Genomic DNA, 15986 nt, shown 5'->3' with positions numbered 1-15986 from the left:
GGGGGCTCAGCTCAACGCTTCCCAGCCCGCGCGCTTGCCGATCACGCGGATGAGCAGGCGGCGGACGGCGGGCAGCGCGACTGATGCATTCACGGCTAGCCGGGTTGCAATGGTGAACAGCGTCCTCTTTTCATTCTGGGCCCGCTTGGCGTACAGGCAGGCATCGTCCATCTCGCCCGCGTACAGCGACTGGATGGCAATCTTTGCTGCTGCATGGGCGAGCCCAGGATGCGGACGGCGGAATAGCCCGGCCGACACCCCATACAGGTCGATCGCATCATGCCCGTCGCGGACGCGATCATAATGGCATTGCCGGGCGAACGTGGAGAACGCCTGTTGTAGGTAAAGTTTGGACTTGTTGGTGGATACGCCGTCGCCGGCGAAGTTACGCCGTACGTACAGTACTTCGGCCAGATTGGACATGTTCCAACCAGCGCCAGCAATGCGAATCCATAAGTCGCGGTCCTGTGCAAACATAAAGAAGGGTCGGTAGCCTCCGACCTGGTCATAGGCTTCGCGACGGATCATGACCTCACCATGGCTGAAGGGATTGCCTCCTTCCAGGAAGTCGTCCAGGAGAGCCGCCCCAGGCTTTCCATGGACACCTAGCGTCGTGATTGTACCGGCACTGACCGATTCGTGGCGGCGCAAGCAGCCGACCACGCCTAGTCGTGGATCGGCATCCATGGCCTTGGCCTGCAGTGCAATACGTTCGGGTTCGGACATGTCGCCTGCTCCCTGTATGGCGATGTAGCGGCCGCGCGACAAGGTGATCGCGTTGCGGATGGCGGCCACAAAACCAGCATTTTCCTGGTGTATGACCACCAACCGCGGATCGTTGTAGGTCGCAAGAATATCCCGTACCCGCGGGTCCTTGCTGCCATCATTGACCAATACAATTTCAAAGGAAGCAGCAGTCTGTGCCAACAGGCTGTCGAGCGTGTCCTTGAGGTAGTCGGGCCGGTTGTACCAGGCACAAACGATGGAAATCAATGGTGGGCGTTCCATCAGATCTCCTCGATGGAACCAGATGGCGTAACGTAACGCGCTTCAACGGCCATCGAATAGCCGGTCGCATGCGCCACGGAGTTCTTCACCAGCGCGATCAGCGCCAGCACGTCGGCTGCCGTGGCATTGCCGCCGTTGATGATGAAGTTGGCATGTTCCGGTGCGACGTAGGCACCACCTATGGCACGACCCTTCAGGCCCTGATCTTCGATGACCTTTCCAGGCGGTCCATATTGCTCGTACATCGCCGGATTGCTGACAAATACGGAGCCGCAGTTGGGTAGTTTTTGCGGGAACTTCATACGCCGGCTGCGCATGATGTCCAGCATCTCGCGCCTGCGCGCAGCGCGGTCCACGCCTGCCTCCAGCTCCAGTTCCACCTGGGCGATCACTTCATGTCGGGTCTGGAACACCGAGGTGCGGTATGCAAATCCACATTCATCTCTGTTGCGCTCGATCAGCTGACCAGTTGCATCCACTGAAATTACCGAAACAACATGCGTGCCAATACCTTTACGCTGGCTACCTCCGTTCATGCATATGAGGCCTCCAAGCGTTCCCGGAATTCCACAGGTGTGCTCGATGCCACCCAGGCCTGCTGCCATCGCGCGACGGGCCAAGCCTGGCACCCAAACACCGGCATCGGCACGGAGGTGGTTCTTCTTGATGGCCAGCGAAGAGAATTCGGGGCCAATCCGGATCGCAACCGCACGCAGGCCTTCGTCGGCGAACAGCAGGTTGGTGGTCGCTCCGATCACCACCGATGGCACGCCTCGCGTAGCGAGCCAGCCACGCAGACGGGCCAGTTCTTCAATGCTGCGGGGCGCAATCATAACGTCGGCAGTACCGCCAATCCGCCAGCGGCTGATGATGGCCAATGGGACATCGCGCTGTACCGCTCCCGGGAACAGGCGTGCCAGCTCGGAGGCGATGCCGCCCAGCTTGACCTTGTCCAAGTTCAGCCCCATCGAACGTCCGCACCCATGGCACGCAGCTTTTCGGCGAAGTCGACATAGCCGCGGGAGATCTGCCAGGCATCGGTGACGATAGTCTCGCCCTCAGCCGTCAGACCACACAGGGTCAGTGCCGCCCCTGCACGCAGGTCCAGCGCACGTACGACAGCGCCGTGCAGCACGCCACCTTGGCCATGGATCCGCAGCATGTCACCGTCCACGTTGTACTTCACGCCCATCTTCGCCATCTCTTCTGCGTAGCCATAACGACCGGGGAAGCGCAGGTCAACGATGCGCGATTCACCCCGGGCCCTGGCGCCCCACGCAGCCAGGATTGGCTGAACGTCTGAATTGATGCCCGGATGCGGTCCGGTACTGATCTCGATCGGATAGCAGGCGCCACCACGCACGATCAGCGAATCATCGCCGACATACAGGCGCGCGCCAGCAGACCTCAGGTGCGCCAGCACCACTTCCAGGTCGGCATAAGGAAAATCAGCGATTTCGATGTCGCCGCCGGTGATCACCGCTGCAGACAGCCAGGTGATTGCCTCCATGTTGTCGGCGATCACGCGGTGCTCGGTTCCATGAAGGGCATCAACGCCTTGAATCTCGATGTGCTCTTGGCCAAACACGGTGATGCAAGCGCCCATGGAATTGAGCATTGCGATCAGGTCGAGGATCTCCGGGCGGATATGCGGATTCCACACTCGCGTGGTGCCCTTGGCCAGGGTGCCGGCCAGGATTGCATTCTCGGTCGCGCCGGTGGAGCGCATCGGCAGGTGGATATCCGCCCCGACCAGACCATTGGGCGCTTCGGCATACAAATATGCGTCATCCTCCCAGACACGCGCGCCCAAGCGCTCCAGCAACATGACGTGGAGGTCGTACTTGCGCTCGCCCAGTTTGCAGCCACCGGGCAGCGGAACGCTCCCTGCACCCAGACGTGCGGTCAGCGCACCCAGGATCAGCAGGGTGTTTCGGATCGAACGGCCTTCCCATTTCAGCTGGCTGGCCAGCGACTCGCTTTCGGTAATCCGGATTGAATCAGTACCCAGCAATTCAGCGGATTTGCCCAATGCGCGCAGCATGTCCACATGCACCTGAGTGTCCAGCAGTCCTGCTGGGTAATTCCGCAGTTCCAGAGTATCTCGGGTCAGGATGCTGGCTGCCAGCAGACGCAATGCGGAATTCTTGGCGCCGGCCAGCGAAACGCGGCCTTCGAGGCGGGACTTTCTGACATGCAGGACAGCGGCGTTGCTCATGGGTTCGTGTGCTCGGATGAGGATTCTGTGGAGTCTTTCTGGATGATGCGTGCGGGGATGCCGACAGCGGTAGCGTTGTCGGGGACGTCCCGGGTGACGACCGCGTTCGCGCCGATGATGCAATTCCGCCCTACGGTGATACGGCCGATCACCACTGCTCCGGCGAAGATCGTGGTGTCATCACCGATAACGGGGTAACTTTTTGATCGCCAGTCGCCGCTGCGCGCACCACCGAGGGTTACGTTCTGGAAGATCTTCACGTTCTCGCCGATCACCACCCCTTCACCGATTACTACGCCGGTAGGGTGCTTTAGATCGAGCGAGACCGGAAACGTTGCTTTGTGCGAGATGAACAAGCCGTGCTTGCGCGCCAGTCGGCCTTCCACATAACGGCCCAGTAGCGTGTTGCCGCGCATGCGTGCGTGAATGAGCGCCCGGAGGTGCCAGCGCACACGTGGCTTGGCTCCGCCGAGCCACAACAATTCAATAAGGCGAAAAGGATTCTTCATAGGTCTCAGCTGCGCCCGTCACGGCGGGCTGCCGCGGCCGCGCGGTTGACCACGTGCAGGATATACAGAGTAATGAGCAGGTAGAACGCGAACAAGAATGCGCTCAGTACGTATACGAATTCCTTGGGCGAAAGTGCCAACCAGAGGCAGGTTTGGTAGATGACTAGTAGGCCAATGGCACGCACTACATTGATCGAAAGAAATGCACCCTGTGCGTTATAGATGTTGAGGATCTGCACCAGTGGTGCAGACGTCAACTGCAGTAGGACGAAGGGTGCCAGAATCGAGGCATACATGCCGGCTTCGGTCCACCGCTCACCGAATGCCATATGGAAAAGCGGCTCGCCCAGCAGCATCAGGGCCAGGGTGAGCGGCAGGCCGACCAAGAACAGCTTTTTCTGCACTGAGTAGGCAAGGACTTTGATGCGAACTTCCGACCCCTTCGGAAGGCGTGCTATCTCACCATAGAATGCTTGGCCTACTGACTGGCCAATCAGGTTGCCGGGAATGGCCAGAGCCATCAGCGCCAGACCAAGCTGGCCCGTAGCGCCGGCACCGAACAGTGCCGCGGCGAACATTGCCGGTGCTTGGGTAGAGAACGCCAACAGGAATTGCGAAGGTAGACGAAATGCCGGAAAGCCACGGTAATAGCGGGCCAGCAAGAGCATTGCATCGCGGCTCACGCGATGGACATTTCCCTGAAAGTCTTTCCGGAAGCGCAGCGTGAATGAACTGATGCCGCCACTTTGTTCTACCAGATGCCCGAACAGCAAGCCAAATGGTTTGAGCCCCGCCAGGCCCAAGCCAATCTTGACCAGTACGCCCATTACTGATTGCACGACCTTGGTCTGGGAAATTGCCTTGTAGGAGCGACGGCGCGTTGCCCACAGACTCAGGCCCTCGTACACGGCCACTGCGATGGCACCCAGAATCACCAGCCACCACCAAGGTGCCAGCACGTCCATGGACATCCAGCCCAGTACAATGTCGCCGAAGGCCCAGAACAGCAGCGCTATCAGCGCAGCCATGATCAACATCAACAGGCCGGACAGCACCATCAGGTTGGCTGCCATGCGATCGGAACGGGGCAGTGGCACGGCGAGCACGTAGCGGAGTGTCAACATGGGGGCAATCACTGCCACCAATGCGCTATAGACCGCCAACACCCCGTAGTCGTCCGGGCTGTAGATGCGGGTCAGCAGCGGGATGGTCGCAATACTGACTAGTCGTGCCGTCCCCGTGCCAAGCGCCAGCGTCAGCATTCCACGCACGACGCCGCCAGATTCACCGCCGAAAAGCCGTTGGCGTATCCGTGAGAATTTCATGGTGATTGCTGATTGCATGAGCGGGCCCCGGTCTTACGAGGTGCGCTCTGGGTAGAACTGGCGATACCATGCGGCAAATCGCTTCAGGCCGGTAGCCAGATCGGTCTTTGGTACGAAGCTGAAGTCCTGGGTGCTATGCCGTATATCGGCATAAGTGGCTAGCACGTCACCCGGCTGCATGGGCAGCAAGTTCTTCCGTGCTTGACGGCCCAGTGCTGCCTCCAGCAGCGAGATCATTTCCAGCAACTGTTCCGGGTTGTTGTTCCCAAGATTGTAGACGCGGTGCGGTGTTTCATCGTCGGCCGGCAAGGGAGCGCCTTCAACCAGCGTCTGTATGCCATCGACGATATCGTCGATGTAGGTGAAGTCGCGCTTCATGTCACCATGGTTGTACACATCGATGGAACTGCCGCTGGTGATAGCATTGGCAAACTTGAAATACGCCATGTCCGGGCGACCCCAAGGCCCGTAGACCGTGAAGAAGCGGAGGCCGGTAATCGGGAAACGATACAAGTGCGCGTACGTCTGGCACATCAGCTCGTCGGCCCTCTTGGTCGCTGCGTACAGAGAGATCGGCGCATCGACGCGATCTTCAGTCGAGAATGGTTGCTTGGTGTTTGCACCATATACCGATGACGAAGACGCGTAGACCAAGTGCTTCACGCCGTGGCGGCGGCAGCCTTCAAGCACGGTCAAAGTACCGGTCAGGTTGCTGTCCACATAGGCGAACGGATTATCGATGGAATATCGGACGCCAGCCTGTGCACCCAGATGCAGCACCGCGTCAAAGCTGTGGTCGTTGAACAGTGCGGCCATGCCTTCGCGATCGGACAGATCCAGGCGAATGAAGGAGAAAGCGTGACGCCCATCGAGCTGCGCCAGGCGCGCTTCCTTCAGGCGCACGTCGTAGTAATCGTTAAGGTTGTCGATGCCCACGATTTCGTGACCGCTATCGAGCAGCCGCATCGAGGAATGAAAGCCGATGAAGCCGGCTGCACCGGTGACAAGAATTTTCATGCAGGACTTACCGTGAGGGCCGGAAGTTATTATCAGTCGGAGCCGAACAGGTCGCGGGTGTAGACCTTGCCGGCCACATCGCGCAACTCGTCGGACAAACGGTTCGCCACGATTATGTCGGCCTCCGCTTTAAATGCAGCGAGGTCGTTCACTACGCGCGATCGGTAGAAGTCGGATGCGTCGAGCACCGGCTCATAGACAATCACTTCGATGCCCTTGGCCTTGATGCGCTTCATCACGCCTTGGATGGCCGAGGCGCGGAAGTTATCCGAACCGGACTTCATTACCAAGCGATAGACGCCCACGACCTTCGGCTTGCCTGCGATGATGGTATCGGCGATGAAGTCCTTGCGCGTGCGATTTGATTCCACAATAGCGTGGATCAAGTTCTGCGGCACGTCGCTATAGTTGGCCAGCAACTGCTTGGTATCCTTGGGCAGGCAGTAGCCCCCGTAACCGAAGGAAGGGTTGTTGTAGTGTGAGCCGATGCGCGGATCCAGGCTCACGCCGTCGATGATCTGGCGCGTATCCAGACCGTGGGTACAGGCATAGGTGTCCAACTCATTGAAGTAGGCCACACGCATCGCCAAGTAGGTGTTGGCGAAGAGTTTTATGGCTTCAGCTTCGGTGGAGTCAGTGAACAGGACGGGAGAATCCTTGCTGACAGCGCCTTCCTTCAGGAGCTCGGCGAATGTTTCCGCGCGCTTGGAGCGCTCGCCGACAATGATCCGGCTCGGGTGCAGGTTGTCGTAAAGAGCACGCCCTTCACGCAGAAATTCAGGCGAGAATATAATGTTCTCCGTGCCAAAACGCTCGCGAAGCTCCGCGGTACATCCGACCGGCACGGTAGATTTGATGATCATCACGGCATCGGGATTGATCGACACAACATCGCGGATCACCGACTCGACCGAGCTTGTGTTGAAATAGTTCGATTGGGGGTCGTAGTCGGTTGGCGTTGCAATGATTACAAACGAAGCTCCCGCATAGGCCTCGCGAGGATCCAGCGTGGCACTGAGCTGCAGGGACTTGTGGGCCAGAAAATCTTCGATTTCCCTGTCCTCGATTGGAGCCTTGCGATGATTGATGAGCGCAACTCGCTTCGCGTCAATATCCAAGGCGACCACTTCGTGGTTCTGGGCCAGCAGAACTGCATTGGAGAGGCCAACATAACCCGTTCCGGCCACGGCAATTTTCATTCGCAAAATCCTTTTGGTACAGCGCACAAGACTGGTTCTGAGCGAAAGATCGAACGCTACTGATTCGCGAACGATGTGCCTGCAATCGCGCAGGCGTGGGCGATTGCCCGCGCCGCAAGTCCGACGTGTGGGGGCCAGCCTTGCAGGGCGTAGGGGATGCTACTACACGGGACCGGCGATGCCGCCAACCTGAAATTGCCAGTTCATCCGGTATCCATGCGCGCGTTGCCAGGGATTTGCGCAGCAGCGGCTGAGCAGACGCCTGCCATCTGGCCGAGACTGACCGGCGAGGTTGAAGGGGGTGGCCCATTCAGGGGTGTCTGTCAACATGGGCTCTATCGGGGGGGCTTGGCTATGTACCAGAGTTGGTATGGGTCTTGCATGCGTGCTTCCCCCTGATTCCATCTTAGCAATTCGAGGCTCGTTTTCAATCCTGAACGAGAGTGGATTTCATTCATTTGAATCGTGGCCTGTCTTTTGCGAGGGTGCTTCTCGTTCCTTTGGCCCTCCCGTTCCCTCGATGCGTTAGACTGTCAGGCTGGGCTGAGGTGCATTGGTCAGCGGTGCCTGTCAGTGCCGTAGAGTAGAGTGCGCGGTGCCGACAGTTTGCCGGCAGCAGGGCCTTGGCTGGCCTAGCAGCGCCATCCGGTATGGCTGTTCCAAAAAACAAAGTGGATGCGATGACGAGAAAAGCGGAATCCCGAGTGGTCAAGGACGACGAGATAGACTTGCGCGAATTGGTGGGTGTGCTCATCGACCGGAAGTGGCTGATCCTCGGAACTACAGCTCTGTTCTTTGCTGTAGGTGTCGCCTACGCGCTGTTGGCACCTCCAGTTTTTCAGGCGCAGGCAATGGTGCAAGTCGAGACAAAGGCCCCGGCCATCCCGGGGTTGTCCGATCTCGGGGCGCTTGGCGGCGGCACATCTGCGGCGACTACCGAAGTCGCGTTGCTGACTTCTCGTACCGTGATTGGTAGTGCAGTCGATAGCCTTCAACTTGACACGGTGATCGAAGCTTCGCGCTTTCCGCTGATTGGTGGCTTCATCGCACGCCGTTACAAGCCTGATGCTCCAAACCTGGTTGCGGCCCCTTGGATGGGGCTCTCCAGCTATGGTTGGGGAGGTGAAGAGCTCAAGATCCATAGATTCCAGGTTCCACCAGCCATGGTCGGTGCTGGCTTTGTCGTGGAGGCCTTGGAGGCTTCTGGCCAGTACAGGCTGCTTGACCCGGACGGAACCGAGCTGCTCCACGGGAAGGTGGGAGAGCTTGCCCAAGGACATGGGATTTCCATCGAAGTCGAGAGCCTCCGTGCGAACGCGGGGATGCGTTTCGACGTTTTGAAGCTTCGCCGACTGGACGTCGTCAATCGTCTGCAAGAAGGCATCAAGGCGACCGAACAGGGCAAGGATTCTGGAATTCTGCTGCTTACATACGAAGATCAGAATGCCATCCGTGCGCAAGGTGTAGTTCAGAACGTTGCGGAAGCTTACGTGCGCCAGAACGTCGAGCGCAGCTCCGCTGAGGCGGCTTCGCAGCTGCAGTTCGTGCGAGATCAGCTGCCTACGATCAGGCGTCAGGTTGAGCAGGCGCAAGCGGCCATGAGCGCGTATCAGTCTCGCTCAAATGCCGTTGATATCACTTTGCAGACCAAGGGATTGTTGGAGCAGGAAGTCGCGGTGGAGGGGGCAATCCAACAGCTGCGACTGAAGCAAGCTGAAATGGATCGCAGCTTCACCCGGGAGCACCCAGCGTACCGCGCGCTCATGAAGCAGATTGGTGACCTGGAAGGACGGAAGGCAGGTTTCCAACGTCAGGTCGGCCAGCTGCCGGACACCCAGCAAGAGCTGCTGCGCCTGACGCGTGACCTTCAGGTTAGCAATGAGCTGTACACGGCATTGTTGAACCAGTCGCAGCAATTGGATGTTGCTCGTGCCGGAGCTGTCGGCAATGTGCGGATTGTTGATCCTGCGATGGTGGACACCGCCAACCCGGTCAAGCCGCAGAAGAAGTTGATCGTGCTTATCGCGACTCTGCTCGGCGCCTTTCTCTCAGCAGCATTCGTCTTCCTCCAGCGCATGTTGAACCCGGGCATCGAAGACCCGGCCGACATCGAGGCCCTGGGCCTGCCGGTCTATGCGGCCATTCCGCTCAGTGTGTCCAACACCCTGCCCAAGCTGCGCAAGGGCAAGCACGGCACGCGCGTCGTCGCCGATGGCCGCCAGCACCTGCTGGCCGTCTCCGCGCCGGCTGATCCGACCGTGGAGGCACTACGCAGCCTGCGTACAAGCCTTCACTTCGCCATGTTGGAAGCGAAGAACAACATCCTGACCATCTCGGGTCCCCGCCCAGGCGTTGGCAAGACGTTCGTTTCTGCCAATTTGGCGGCCGTGATCGCACAAGCGGGCCAGCGCGTGCTGGTCATTGACGCGGACATGCGCAAGGGCACCCTGCACAAGATCCTGGGTGTGTCGCACCAGAAGGGCTTGTCAGACGTGCTGGGCGGCAAGCTCAACGTCGACGACGTGATTCATCCGGTGGCTGGTCTGGACAACATGCACTACATGGTGCGCGGCGATATTCCGCCGAACCCGGCCGAGTTGCTTATGCACCCGCGCTTTGCGCAGCTGCTTCAGGACATGTCAGGCAAGTACGATCTGGTGATCGTCGATACGCCGCCGATCCTGGCCGTGACCGACCCGGCGCTGGTCGCCACCCACGCTGGCTCGAGTCTGCTGGTCACCCGTTTCGGCGTGAATCAGGCCAAGGAAATCGAGCTGACCCTGCAGCGTTTCGAGCAGAACGGCGTGCAGATCAAGGGTGCGATTTTCAATGCGGTCGAGAAGCGCGCCACGGGCTATTACAGCTATGGCTACTACGAGTACAAGTCTGACGACAAGGCTTGATCTTCTCGCGGGGCAGGACACCGGGGCCCGGTGCGCGCAGGCGCATCGGGCTTCGTCTTTTCCAGGCCCGCGTCGCTGTCCCTTCAGCGCAGGAGTATCCTATCCCCATGGCCGATACCCCCCTCACTTCGCCGCATTCGCCGGCGACGCCGCGCTGGCGGCATTACTGGAGTCTGATGCGCGCGGATCGTCCGATCGGCACGTTGCTGCTGCTGTGGCCCACCTGGTGGGCGCTGTGGCTGGCGGCAGGCGGCATGCCGCCGCTGTGGACCCTGTTCGTGTTCACCGCGGGTGTCTGGCTGACCCGCTCGGCGGGGTGTGTCATCAATGACTACGCCGATCGCTGGCTCGACCCGCATGTGGAGCGCACCAAGGCCCGTCCGCTGGCGACGGGGGCGATCAGCGGCCGTGCCGCGCTGGTGCTGTTCGCGGTACTGATGCTGGTGGCATTCGGGCTGGTGCTGACCCTGAACGGGCTGACCATCGGCATGAGCTTCATCGGCGTGTTCCTCGCCGCCAGCTATCCCTACCTGAAGCGCTATACGCACCTGCCGCAGGTCTACCTGGGCATGTCGTTCGGCTGGGGTATTCCCATGGCATTCGCCGCGGTCCAGGGCGATGTGCCGCTGCTGGGCTGGCTGCTGTACGCCGGCAACATCCTCTGGTCGACCGCGTATGACACCTGGTACGCCATGGTCGACCGCGAGGACGACCTGAAGATGGGCTCGCGCTCCACGGCGATCCTGTTCGGGGATCTGGATCTGGTGATACAAGGGGTGCTCTACGCTCTGTTCCTGGCGACCATGGCGCTGGTCGGTGTGCGCGCCGGCCTGGGGAGCTGGTACCTGGCCGGCCTGGCGGTGGCTGCGGCGCTGGTGATGTACGAATTCTGGATCTGCCGCAACCGCGAGCGGGGGCCATGCTTCAAGGCATTCCTGCACAACAACTGGGTCGGCGCGGCGCTGTTTGCCGGTGTCGCGCTGGATCTGGGATTGAGATGAGCTTGCTACGCTGAGACGAGCGTTGCATGATCACTGAGGCATAGACATCGTCCGGTAACCTGCTTGCCATGAAAGAACATTTCTCTCCATTCTGGAATGGCTTCATGGGCCGGTTTTCTGTGCTGGTGCTCATACCCGGCATTGCCCTGTTCACCCTCCCGGCATCAGCAGTAGCAGCTGAATTCCGGCATCCAGGGATTCTTAATGACCACGCCGGCCTTGAGACAACGCGCAGGTCACTGATGGCAGGCGACGCGGAGAAGTTGAGGATGCTTTCCGATATGAAGGCTTCTCCTCTTTCTGCACTCAATTACGATCCTTCGCCGGTGGCTGCAGTAGTCTGCGGTCCGCACTCCAAGCCGGACATTGGCTGCAAGGCCGAGGTTCGTGATGCGCAAGCTGCATATACCCAAGCGTTGCTATGGATCTACGAGCGAGACAATCGGCGGGCTCGCAATGCGATCAGGATCATGGATGCTTGGTCCGCGACTTTGACTGGAGGGCATCAAGGTAGCAATGCTCCGTTGCAGGCAGCATGGGCAGCACAGTTGTGGACACGTGCGGCAGAAATAATCAGGTATTCCGGCAGCGGTTGGTTGGAAAAAGACTCCCGTTATTTCGGCGGTTGGCTGCTCGCACAATATCTTCCTGATATTGATCGCATGGGTGCCTGTATGAATGGAAACTGGCAGGCCAGTGCAATTGATGCCAGGATGTCCATTGGTGTCTACACAGATCGTCGAGACATATACCAGCGTGCCGTCGCAGACTGGAACGCGCAACTTCCGGCTTATATCTATCTCCGCAGTGATGGTGCGATTCCAAGGCAGATGCCCGGTTGTGGTCGGCCGGTGCGGCAAGCGTGGTATGGCCAGAAGGTATTCAAATCCGGAATGGTTCAAGAAATGTGCCGTGACCTGCGCCACACTGCATTCGGCTTGGCGGCATATTTGAATGCGGCTGAGACAGATCGTATCCAAGGCGGTACGCTATATTCCTCTGGCAGGGAACGCCTTGGTGCAGCGCTGGAATTTGTTACTGAATATGGATCAGGCCAGCAGGTTCCTGCTTGGCTGTGCGGAGGAAAGTTGAAGTCCAATCTTGATGGAACGCTTGAAATTGGCTTCGCCCAACTGCACGGACGCATGGGTCTGCCCATGCCTAATACTCAACGATGGTTGCGAGATGAGGCGCCCTCGGCAGGGACAAAACACTTTCTTTGGGAATCAATGACCCATGGTAGCGAGGTGCGCGCCGCCAGGTCGCGAGTGGTTGAAAATAATGATTCTGTAGAGGATTGATGCCTCCGCTATTATCCCAGCCTTCTGTGGCTTTAGTCCTGAGCGGCCATGATGGGCAGGATCATGTCAGAGCCCTCCTGCACGATAGGGCGGCCCTCCTACGACCAATAGGCGACTGACAGTCCCCGCCGCGAGGCCGAGAATCGAGCCATCGAACCTGGGAGGGTAGGTGATGGCCTCGACGGCAGCAGTACAGGATGGCTGGATGGCGCGCGCAGCGCTGCGCTCGGCCTCCTGGGCGGAAAAGTGGTTCCCTGATGCCTACGTGTTCGCGGTGCTGGGCGTGGTCATCGTCGCCCTGGCAGCCATCGGCTTCGGTTCCACGCCGCAGACCACGGCCAGTGCCTTTGGCGATGGCTTCTGGAGCCTGATTCCGTTCACCATGCAGATGGCCTTCGTGGTGATCGGCGGTTATGCCGTGGCCACCGCGCCTGTGGTGGCGCGCTTCATCGAACTGCTGGCGCGGGTGCCGCGCACGGGGCGCGGTGCAGTGGTCTATGTAGGCCTGGTCAGCATGCTGGCTTCGCTGCTCAGCTGGGGCTTCTCGCTGGTGTTCGGCGGTCTGCTGGTGCGTGCATTGGCGCGCCGGACCGATCTACGCATGGACTACCGCGCAGCGGGTGCCTCCGCCTACCTCGGCCTGGGCGCGGTCTGGGCGATGGGCCTGAGTTCTTCGGCTGCGCAGCTGCAGGCGAACCCGGCCAGCATGCCGCCGGGGCTGGTGGAGATCACCGGCGTACTGCCCTTCACTGAAACCATCTTCCTGTGGCAGTCGATCGTGCTGACCGCGGCGTTGATCCTGGTGTCACTGCTGATTGCCTGGTTGACCGCACCGGCGGCTGGCAGTGCGCGCACCGCTGAATCGTTTCCCGGTGCGGCGCAGGCCGAGCCTGAGCCGCTGCAGCGCCGCACGCGCCCCGGCGAATGGCTCGAATACAGCCCACTGCTGACCGTGCTGCTCTCGTTGCTGGCCTTCGGATGGCTGTTCAACGAGTTCGCCAACAAGCCGGTGGTGACCGCAATCGCCAACCTCAATACCTACAACTTCCTGTTCATCTCGCTCGGCCTGCTGCTGCACTGGCGTCCACGCAGCTTCCTCAACGCGGTGGCCAAGGCGGTGCCCAGCACGACCGGTGTGCTGATCCAGTTCCCGCTGTATGGCGGCATCGCGATGATCCTCACCCACGCGGCCGGCGCCGATGGGCAGACGCTGGCGCACCGGCTGTCCAGTCTGTTCGTGCATATCGCCAGCACCGATACGTTCGCTCTGGTGATGGGCGTGTACTCGGCGGTCCTGGGCTTCTTCGTTCCCTCCGGCGGCGGCAAGTGGATCATCGAAGCACCGTACGTGATGCAGGCGGCGAACGAACTGAAGGCGCATCTGGGCTGGGCCGTGCAGGTGTACAACGCCGCCGAAGCACTGCCGAACCTGATCAATCCGTTCTGGATGCTGCCGCTGCTGGGCGTGCTGGGCCTGAAGGCCCGCGACATCGTCGGCTTCACCTTCATCCAGCTGCTGGTGCACATCCCGCTGGTGCTGGGCCTGCTGTGGTTGCTAGGCATGACGCTGGATTACGTGCCGCCTGTGATGCCATGAGGTGCTGCGCCCGCTGCGCGGCCGGGCCGGGCCGGCGCCGCTGAATAGGTCACAGCCTCTGCGGGCATGAGCACATGCCGAACCCGCATGAATCCTTCAGCCGCTTGCGGCACAAGGGGCCACGCCGGTTCATTCACGCGCATGCACATTTCTGTAGCTGCGTCACAACGCATGGTTAACCCACCGCTGCAGACGATGGCCGCAACCACCGCATTCCGCGAGTGGCACTGGAGACACCGCAATGGGCCAGCACAATCAGAACCAGCAGAACCAGCAGAACCAGAAGCAGCAGGATCAGCAGGATCAGCAGGGGCGCGGTCGCGATCAGCAGCAGCAACAGCAGCAGGAACAGCAGCAGCGCGGCCAGCGCAACCAGCAGCAGGGCGGGCAGGACGAGGAAGAGTGACCCTCGCGTCCCTGTCCAGCATCGCCTGAAGCCCCGCCTTGTGCGGGGCTTCTCATTCCAGTGTGCCGATCCGCTCCAGCACGGGCGCCGCCGACATGTCGTTGGGATTGGTACCCGGTACGCCCTGCGGTACGTCCATGCCCATCCTGCGGTAGAGGTCGATCCAATGCCGGGCGATCTTCCCGGTCTGCGGATTGCGGAAGTTCATCGGCTGCAGCGCGAATACATGGTGGGCACGGAAGGCACGTTCGATGAAGTCCGAGCAGTAGTAGCTGTCATCGTTCGGCACGTAGGAGGCGTTGTAGGGCCTTCCAAGCAGGGTACGCGCGGTGGCGACGGCGTCGCCGATGGCAGCGTTGTGCGGTGCGCGCAGGCGGTAGACCACGATCTGCCGCAGCCGGGCGCGCGCCTCCTGCTGGAACGTAGCCAACGTCTGCCGGCGCGAGCCCTTCTCGTCCGCATGCAGCACTTCCCAGCCCTGCGTCGTGGCGGCCACCAGACCCACATGATCGAAACCGGGATGAGCCTGCGTACCGGTCGCATCATCGATGGCAGCGCTCAGGCCACTTTGCCCTGCGGTGACGAACAGCAGGTCGCCCTCCTGGAGATCCACGGCCGTCGCCGCGGCAGCGGGCAACAACAGGGCGAACAACAGCAGGATGCGGCGCATGGAGGGTCCGGCAACGGGAGGGAGCGCCATTGTAGGTTCCTGCACGGCACACGGCCCGTTCAGCTCCGCCGATGCGGTACGGCGCGTACCTCCCAGCCCAATTCCGCATCCCGCAGCTCACCCGCGGGTACATCTCCCATCAGCACCTGCAATCCCCGTGCGTTGGGCAGGTCCTTCTGTTCGGGGAACCAGCGCCGGTCGGCGGCAACGACGATCAGCAGGCCCTCGTCATCGCCCATCGGTGCGAACTGGGCCGAGGGCGCGCTGATCGGTTGCAGGCCGAAGCGCCCGGCGGCCTGCAGGCGCACCGAATCGACATCGTGGCTGGGCAGACCGACTTCGCTCAGGCAGGTCATCTCACTGCCATGGAAGGCGCCCTCCTGCGGACTGCACGGAAGCCGGCGCCGGCCGATCAGCTCCAGGATCAGTCCATCCGGGCCGGTGAAGTACACCGACTGCGATTGCCAGCTGCTTTCCAGCGCGAAGTAGTCCAGTCCTGCCGGGTTGCGCTGCAGCGGCGTACGCTCGCGCAGCCAGGTCATGGCGGCCGCGAAACGGTTGTCCGGCACGTTGAAGGCCAGGTGCACGCCGCCGACCGCGACGTCCTCGGCCAGCCGCAGCTCGATCGTGCTCCAGCCGATGTGGATGCGGTTGCCGCTGACCGGCAGCTGCAACACATCGCGGAAATAGGCCGCCACCCCGGTGACGTCGGATACCGGCAGGGTGAGATGCAACAGACGCATGGTCTCTCCGCCTCGAAGCGTGCGCTGGCAGTGTAGCGGCACGGGCCTTCGCGCGGCGTCTTCATCCGTGCAACCGCGCGTCGCGAAGC

Annotated in this window: 14 protein-coding genes; 5 read left to right on the top strand and 9 right to left on the bottom strand. The window is 60.7% G+C overall.

What is annotated here, in order from left to right; genetic code table 11:
* Positions 1 to 6: 6 nt before the first annotated feature.
* Genes ACX9OW_RS14235 through ACX9OW_RS14205 form a run of 7 tightly spaced genes read right to left on the bottom strand, consistent with a single transcriptional unit; the run spans position 7 to position 7276 of the window.
* On the bottom strand, positions 7 to 1008 hold the full coding sequence (locus ACX9OW_RS14235; RefSeq protein WP_459062413.1) for a glycosyltransferase family 2 protein: 1002 nt from the start codon (positions 1006 to 1008) through the stop codon (positions 7 to 9).
* The gene (gene murB / locus ACX9OW_RS14230) at positions 1008 to 1964 is read right to left on the bottom strand and encodes a UDP-N-acetylmuramate dehydrogenase (protein ID WP_197600254.1); all 957 of its coding nucleotides are present in this window, start codon (positions 1962 to 1964) and stop codon (positions 1008 to 1010) included. The genes ACX9OW_RS14235 and murB overlap by 1 nt, the downstream gene beginning before the upstream one ends.
* A gap of 2 nt (positions 1965 to 1966) precedes the next feature.
* On the bottom strand, positions 1967 to 3226 hold the full coding sequence (locus tag ACX9OW_RS14225) for a UDP-N-acetylglucosamine 1-carboxyvinyltransferase (protein WP_053518172.1): 1260 nt from the start codon (positions 3224 to 3226) through the stop codon (positions 1967 to 1969).
* Entirely contained in the window at positions 3223 to 3735 is a 513-nt protein-coding gene (locus tag ACX9OW_RS14220) for a serine O-acetyltransferase (RefSeq protein ID WP_080375288.1), read from the bottom strand. Before ACX9OW_RS14220 ends, ACX9OW_RS14225 begins: the two co-directional genes overlap by 4 nt.
* 5 nt (positions 3736 to 3740) lie before the next feature.
* Positions 3741 to 5060 carry a lipopolysaccharide biosynthesis protein gene (locus ACX9OW_RS14215; protein ID WP_065174332.1) on the bottom strand — a complete coding sequence of 440 codons (1320 nt, stop codon included), beginning with the start codon at positions 5058 to 5060 and terminating at the stop codon, positions 3741 to 3743.
* Positions 5061 to 5093: 33 nt separating this feature from the next.
* Entirely contained in the window at positions 5094 to 6077 is a 984-nt protein-coding gene (locus ACX9OW_RS14210; RefSeq protein WP_164150532.1) for an NAD-dependent epimerase, read from the bottom strand.
* Between the two features lie 32 nt (positions 6078 to 6109).
* Positions 6110 to 7276 carry a nucleotide sugar dehydrogenase gene (locus ACX9OW_RS14205; RefSeq protein WP_111187228.1) on the bottom strand — a complete coding sequence of 389 codons (1167 nt, stop codon included), beginning with the start codon at positions 7274 to 7276 and terminating at the stop codon, positions 6110 to 6112.
* Positions 7277 to 7956: 680 nt separating this feature from the next.
* On the opposite strand from ACX9OW_RS14205, the gene ACX9OW_RS14200 reads away from it, so the two are divergent.
* From ACX9OW_RS14200 to ACX9OW_RS14180, 5 genes are all read left to right on the top strand, one after another.
* On the top strand, positions 7957 to 10179 hold the full coding sequence (locus ACX9OW_RS14200) for a polysaccharide biosynthesis tyrosine autokinase (protein WP_459062483.1): 2223 nt from the start codon (positions 7957 to 7959) through the stop codon (positions 10177 to 10179).
* A 107-nt stretch (positions 10180 to 10286) separates the two neighbouring features.
* Positions 10287 to 11180 (top strand): 4-hydroxybenzoate octaprenyltransferase, encoded by an 894-nt coding sequence (gene ubiA, locus ACX9OW_RS14195; protein WP_459062412.1) that lies wholly within the window; start codon positions 10287 to 10289, stop codon positions 11178 to 11180.
* A 68-nt stretch (positions 11181 to 11248) separates the two neighbouring features.
* A complete protein-coding gene (locus tag ACX9OW_RS14190; RefSeq protein ID WP_459062411.1) occupies positions 11249 to 12481 on the top strand; it encodes an alginate lyase family protein in 1233 nt (410 codons plus the stop codon).
* Between the two features lie 172 nt (positions 12482 to 12653).
* On the top strand, positions 12654 to 14078 hold the full coding sequence (locus tag ACX9OW_RS14185; protein WP_193396040.1) for a short-chain fatty acid transporter: 1425 nt from the start codon (positions 12654 to 12656) through the stop codon (positions 14076 to 14078).
* 241 nt (positions 14079 to 14319) lie between these two features.
* Positions 14320 to 14484 (top strand): hypothetical protein, encoded by a 165-nt coding sequence (locus ACX9OW_RS14180; protein WP_180875603.1) that lies wholly within the window; start codon positions 14320 to 14322, stop codon positions 14482 to 14484.
* 52 nt (positions 14485 to 14536) lie between these two features.
* Here the strand turns inward: ACX9OW_RS14180 and ACX9OW_RS14175 are convergent, their stop codons facing one another.
* Together ACX9OW_RS14175 and ACX9OW_RS14170 are read right to left on the bottom strand one after the other, a co-directional pair.
* Positions 14537 to 15154 (bottom strand): YiiX/YebB-like N1pC/P60 family cysteine hydrolase, encoded by a 618-nt coding sequence (locus ACX9OW_RS14175; RefSeq protein WP_459062410.1) that lies wholly within the window; start codon positions 15152 to 15154, stop codon positions 14537 to 14539.
* Positions 15155 to 15213: 59 nt separating this feature from the next.
* Complete coding sequence (locus ACX9OW_RS14170) at positions 15214 to 15897, bottom strand: VOC family protein (protein WP_459062409.1); 684 nt, start codon at positions 15895 to 15897, stop codon at positions 15214 to 15216.
* Between the last annotated feature and the right edge of the window lie 89 nt (positions 15898 to 15986).

The organism is Stenotrophomonas genospecies 5 (genome assembly GCF_054473825.1).
Note: the sequence above shows the minus strand (reverse complement) of the source record. Positions and strands in the feature narration are given on the sequence as shown.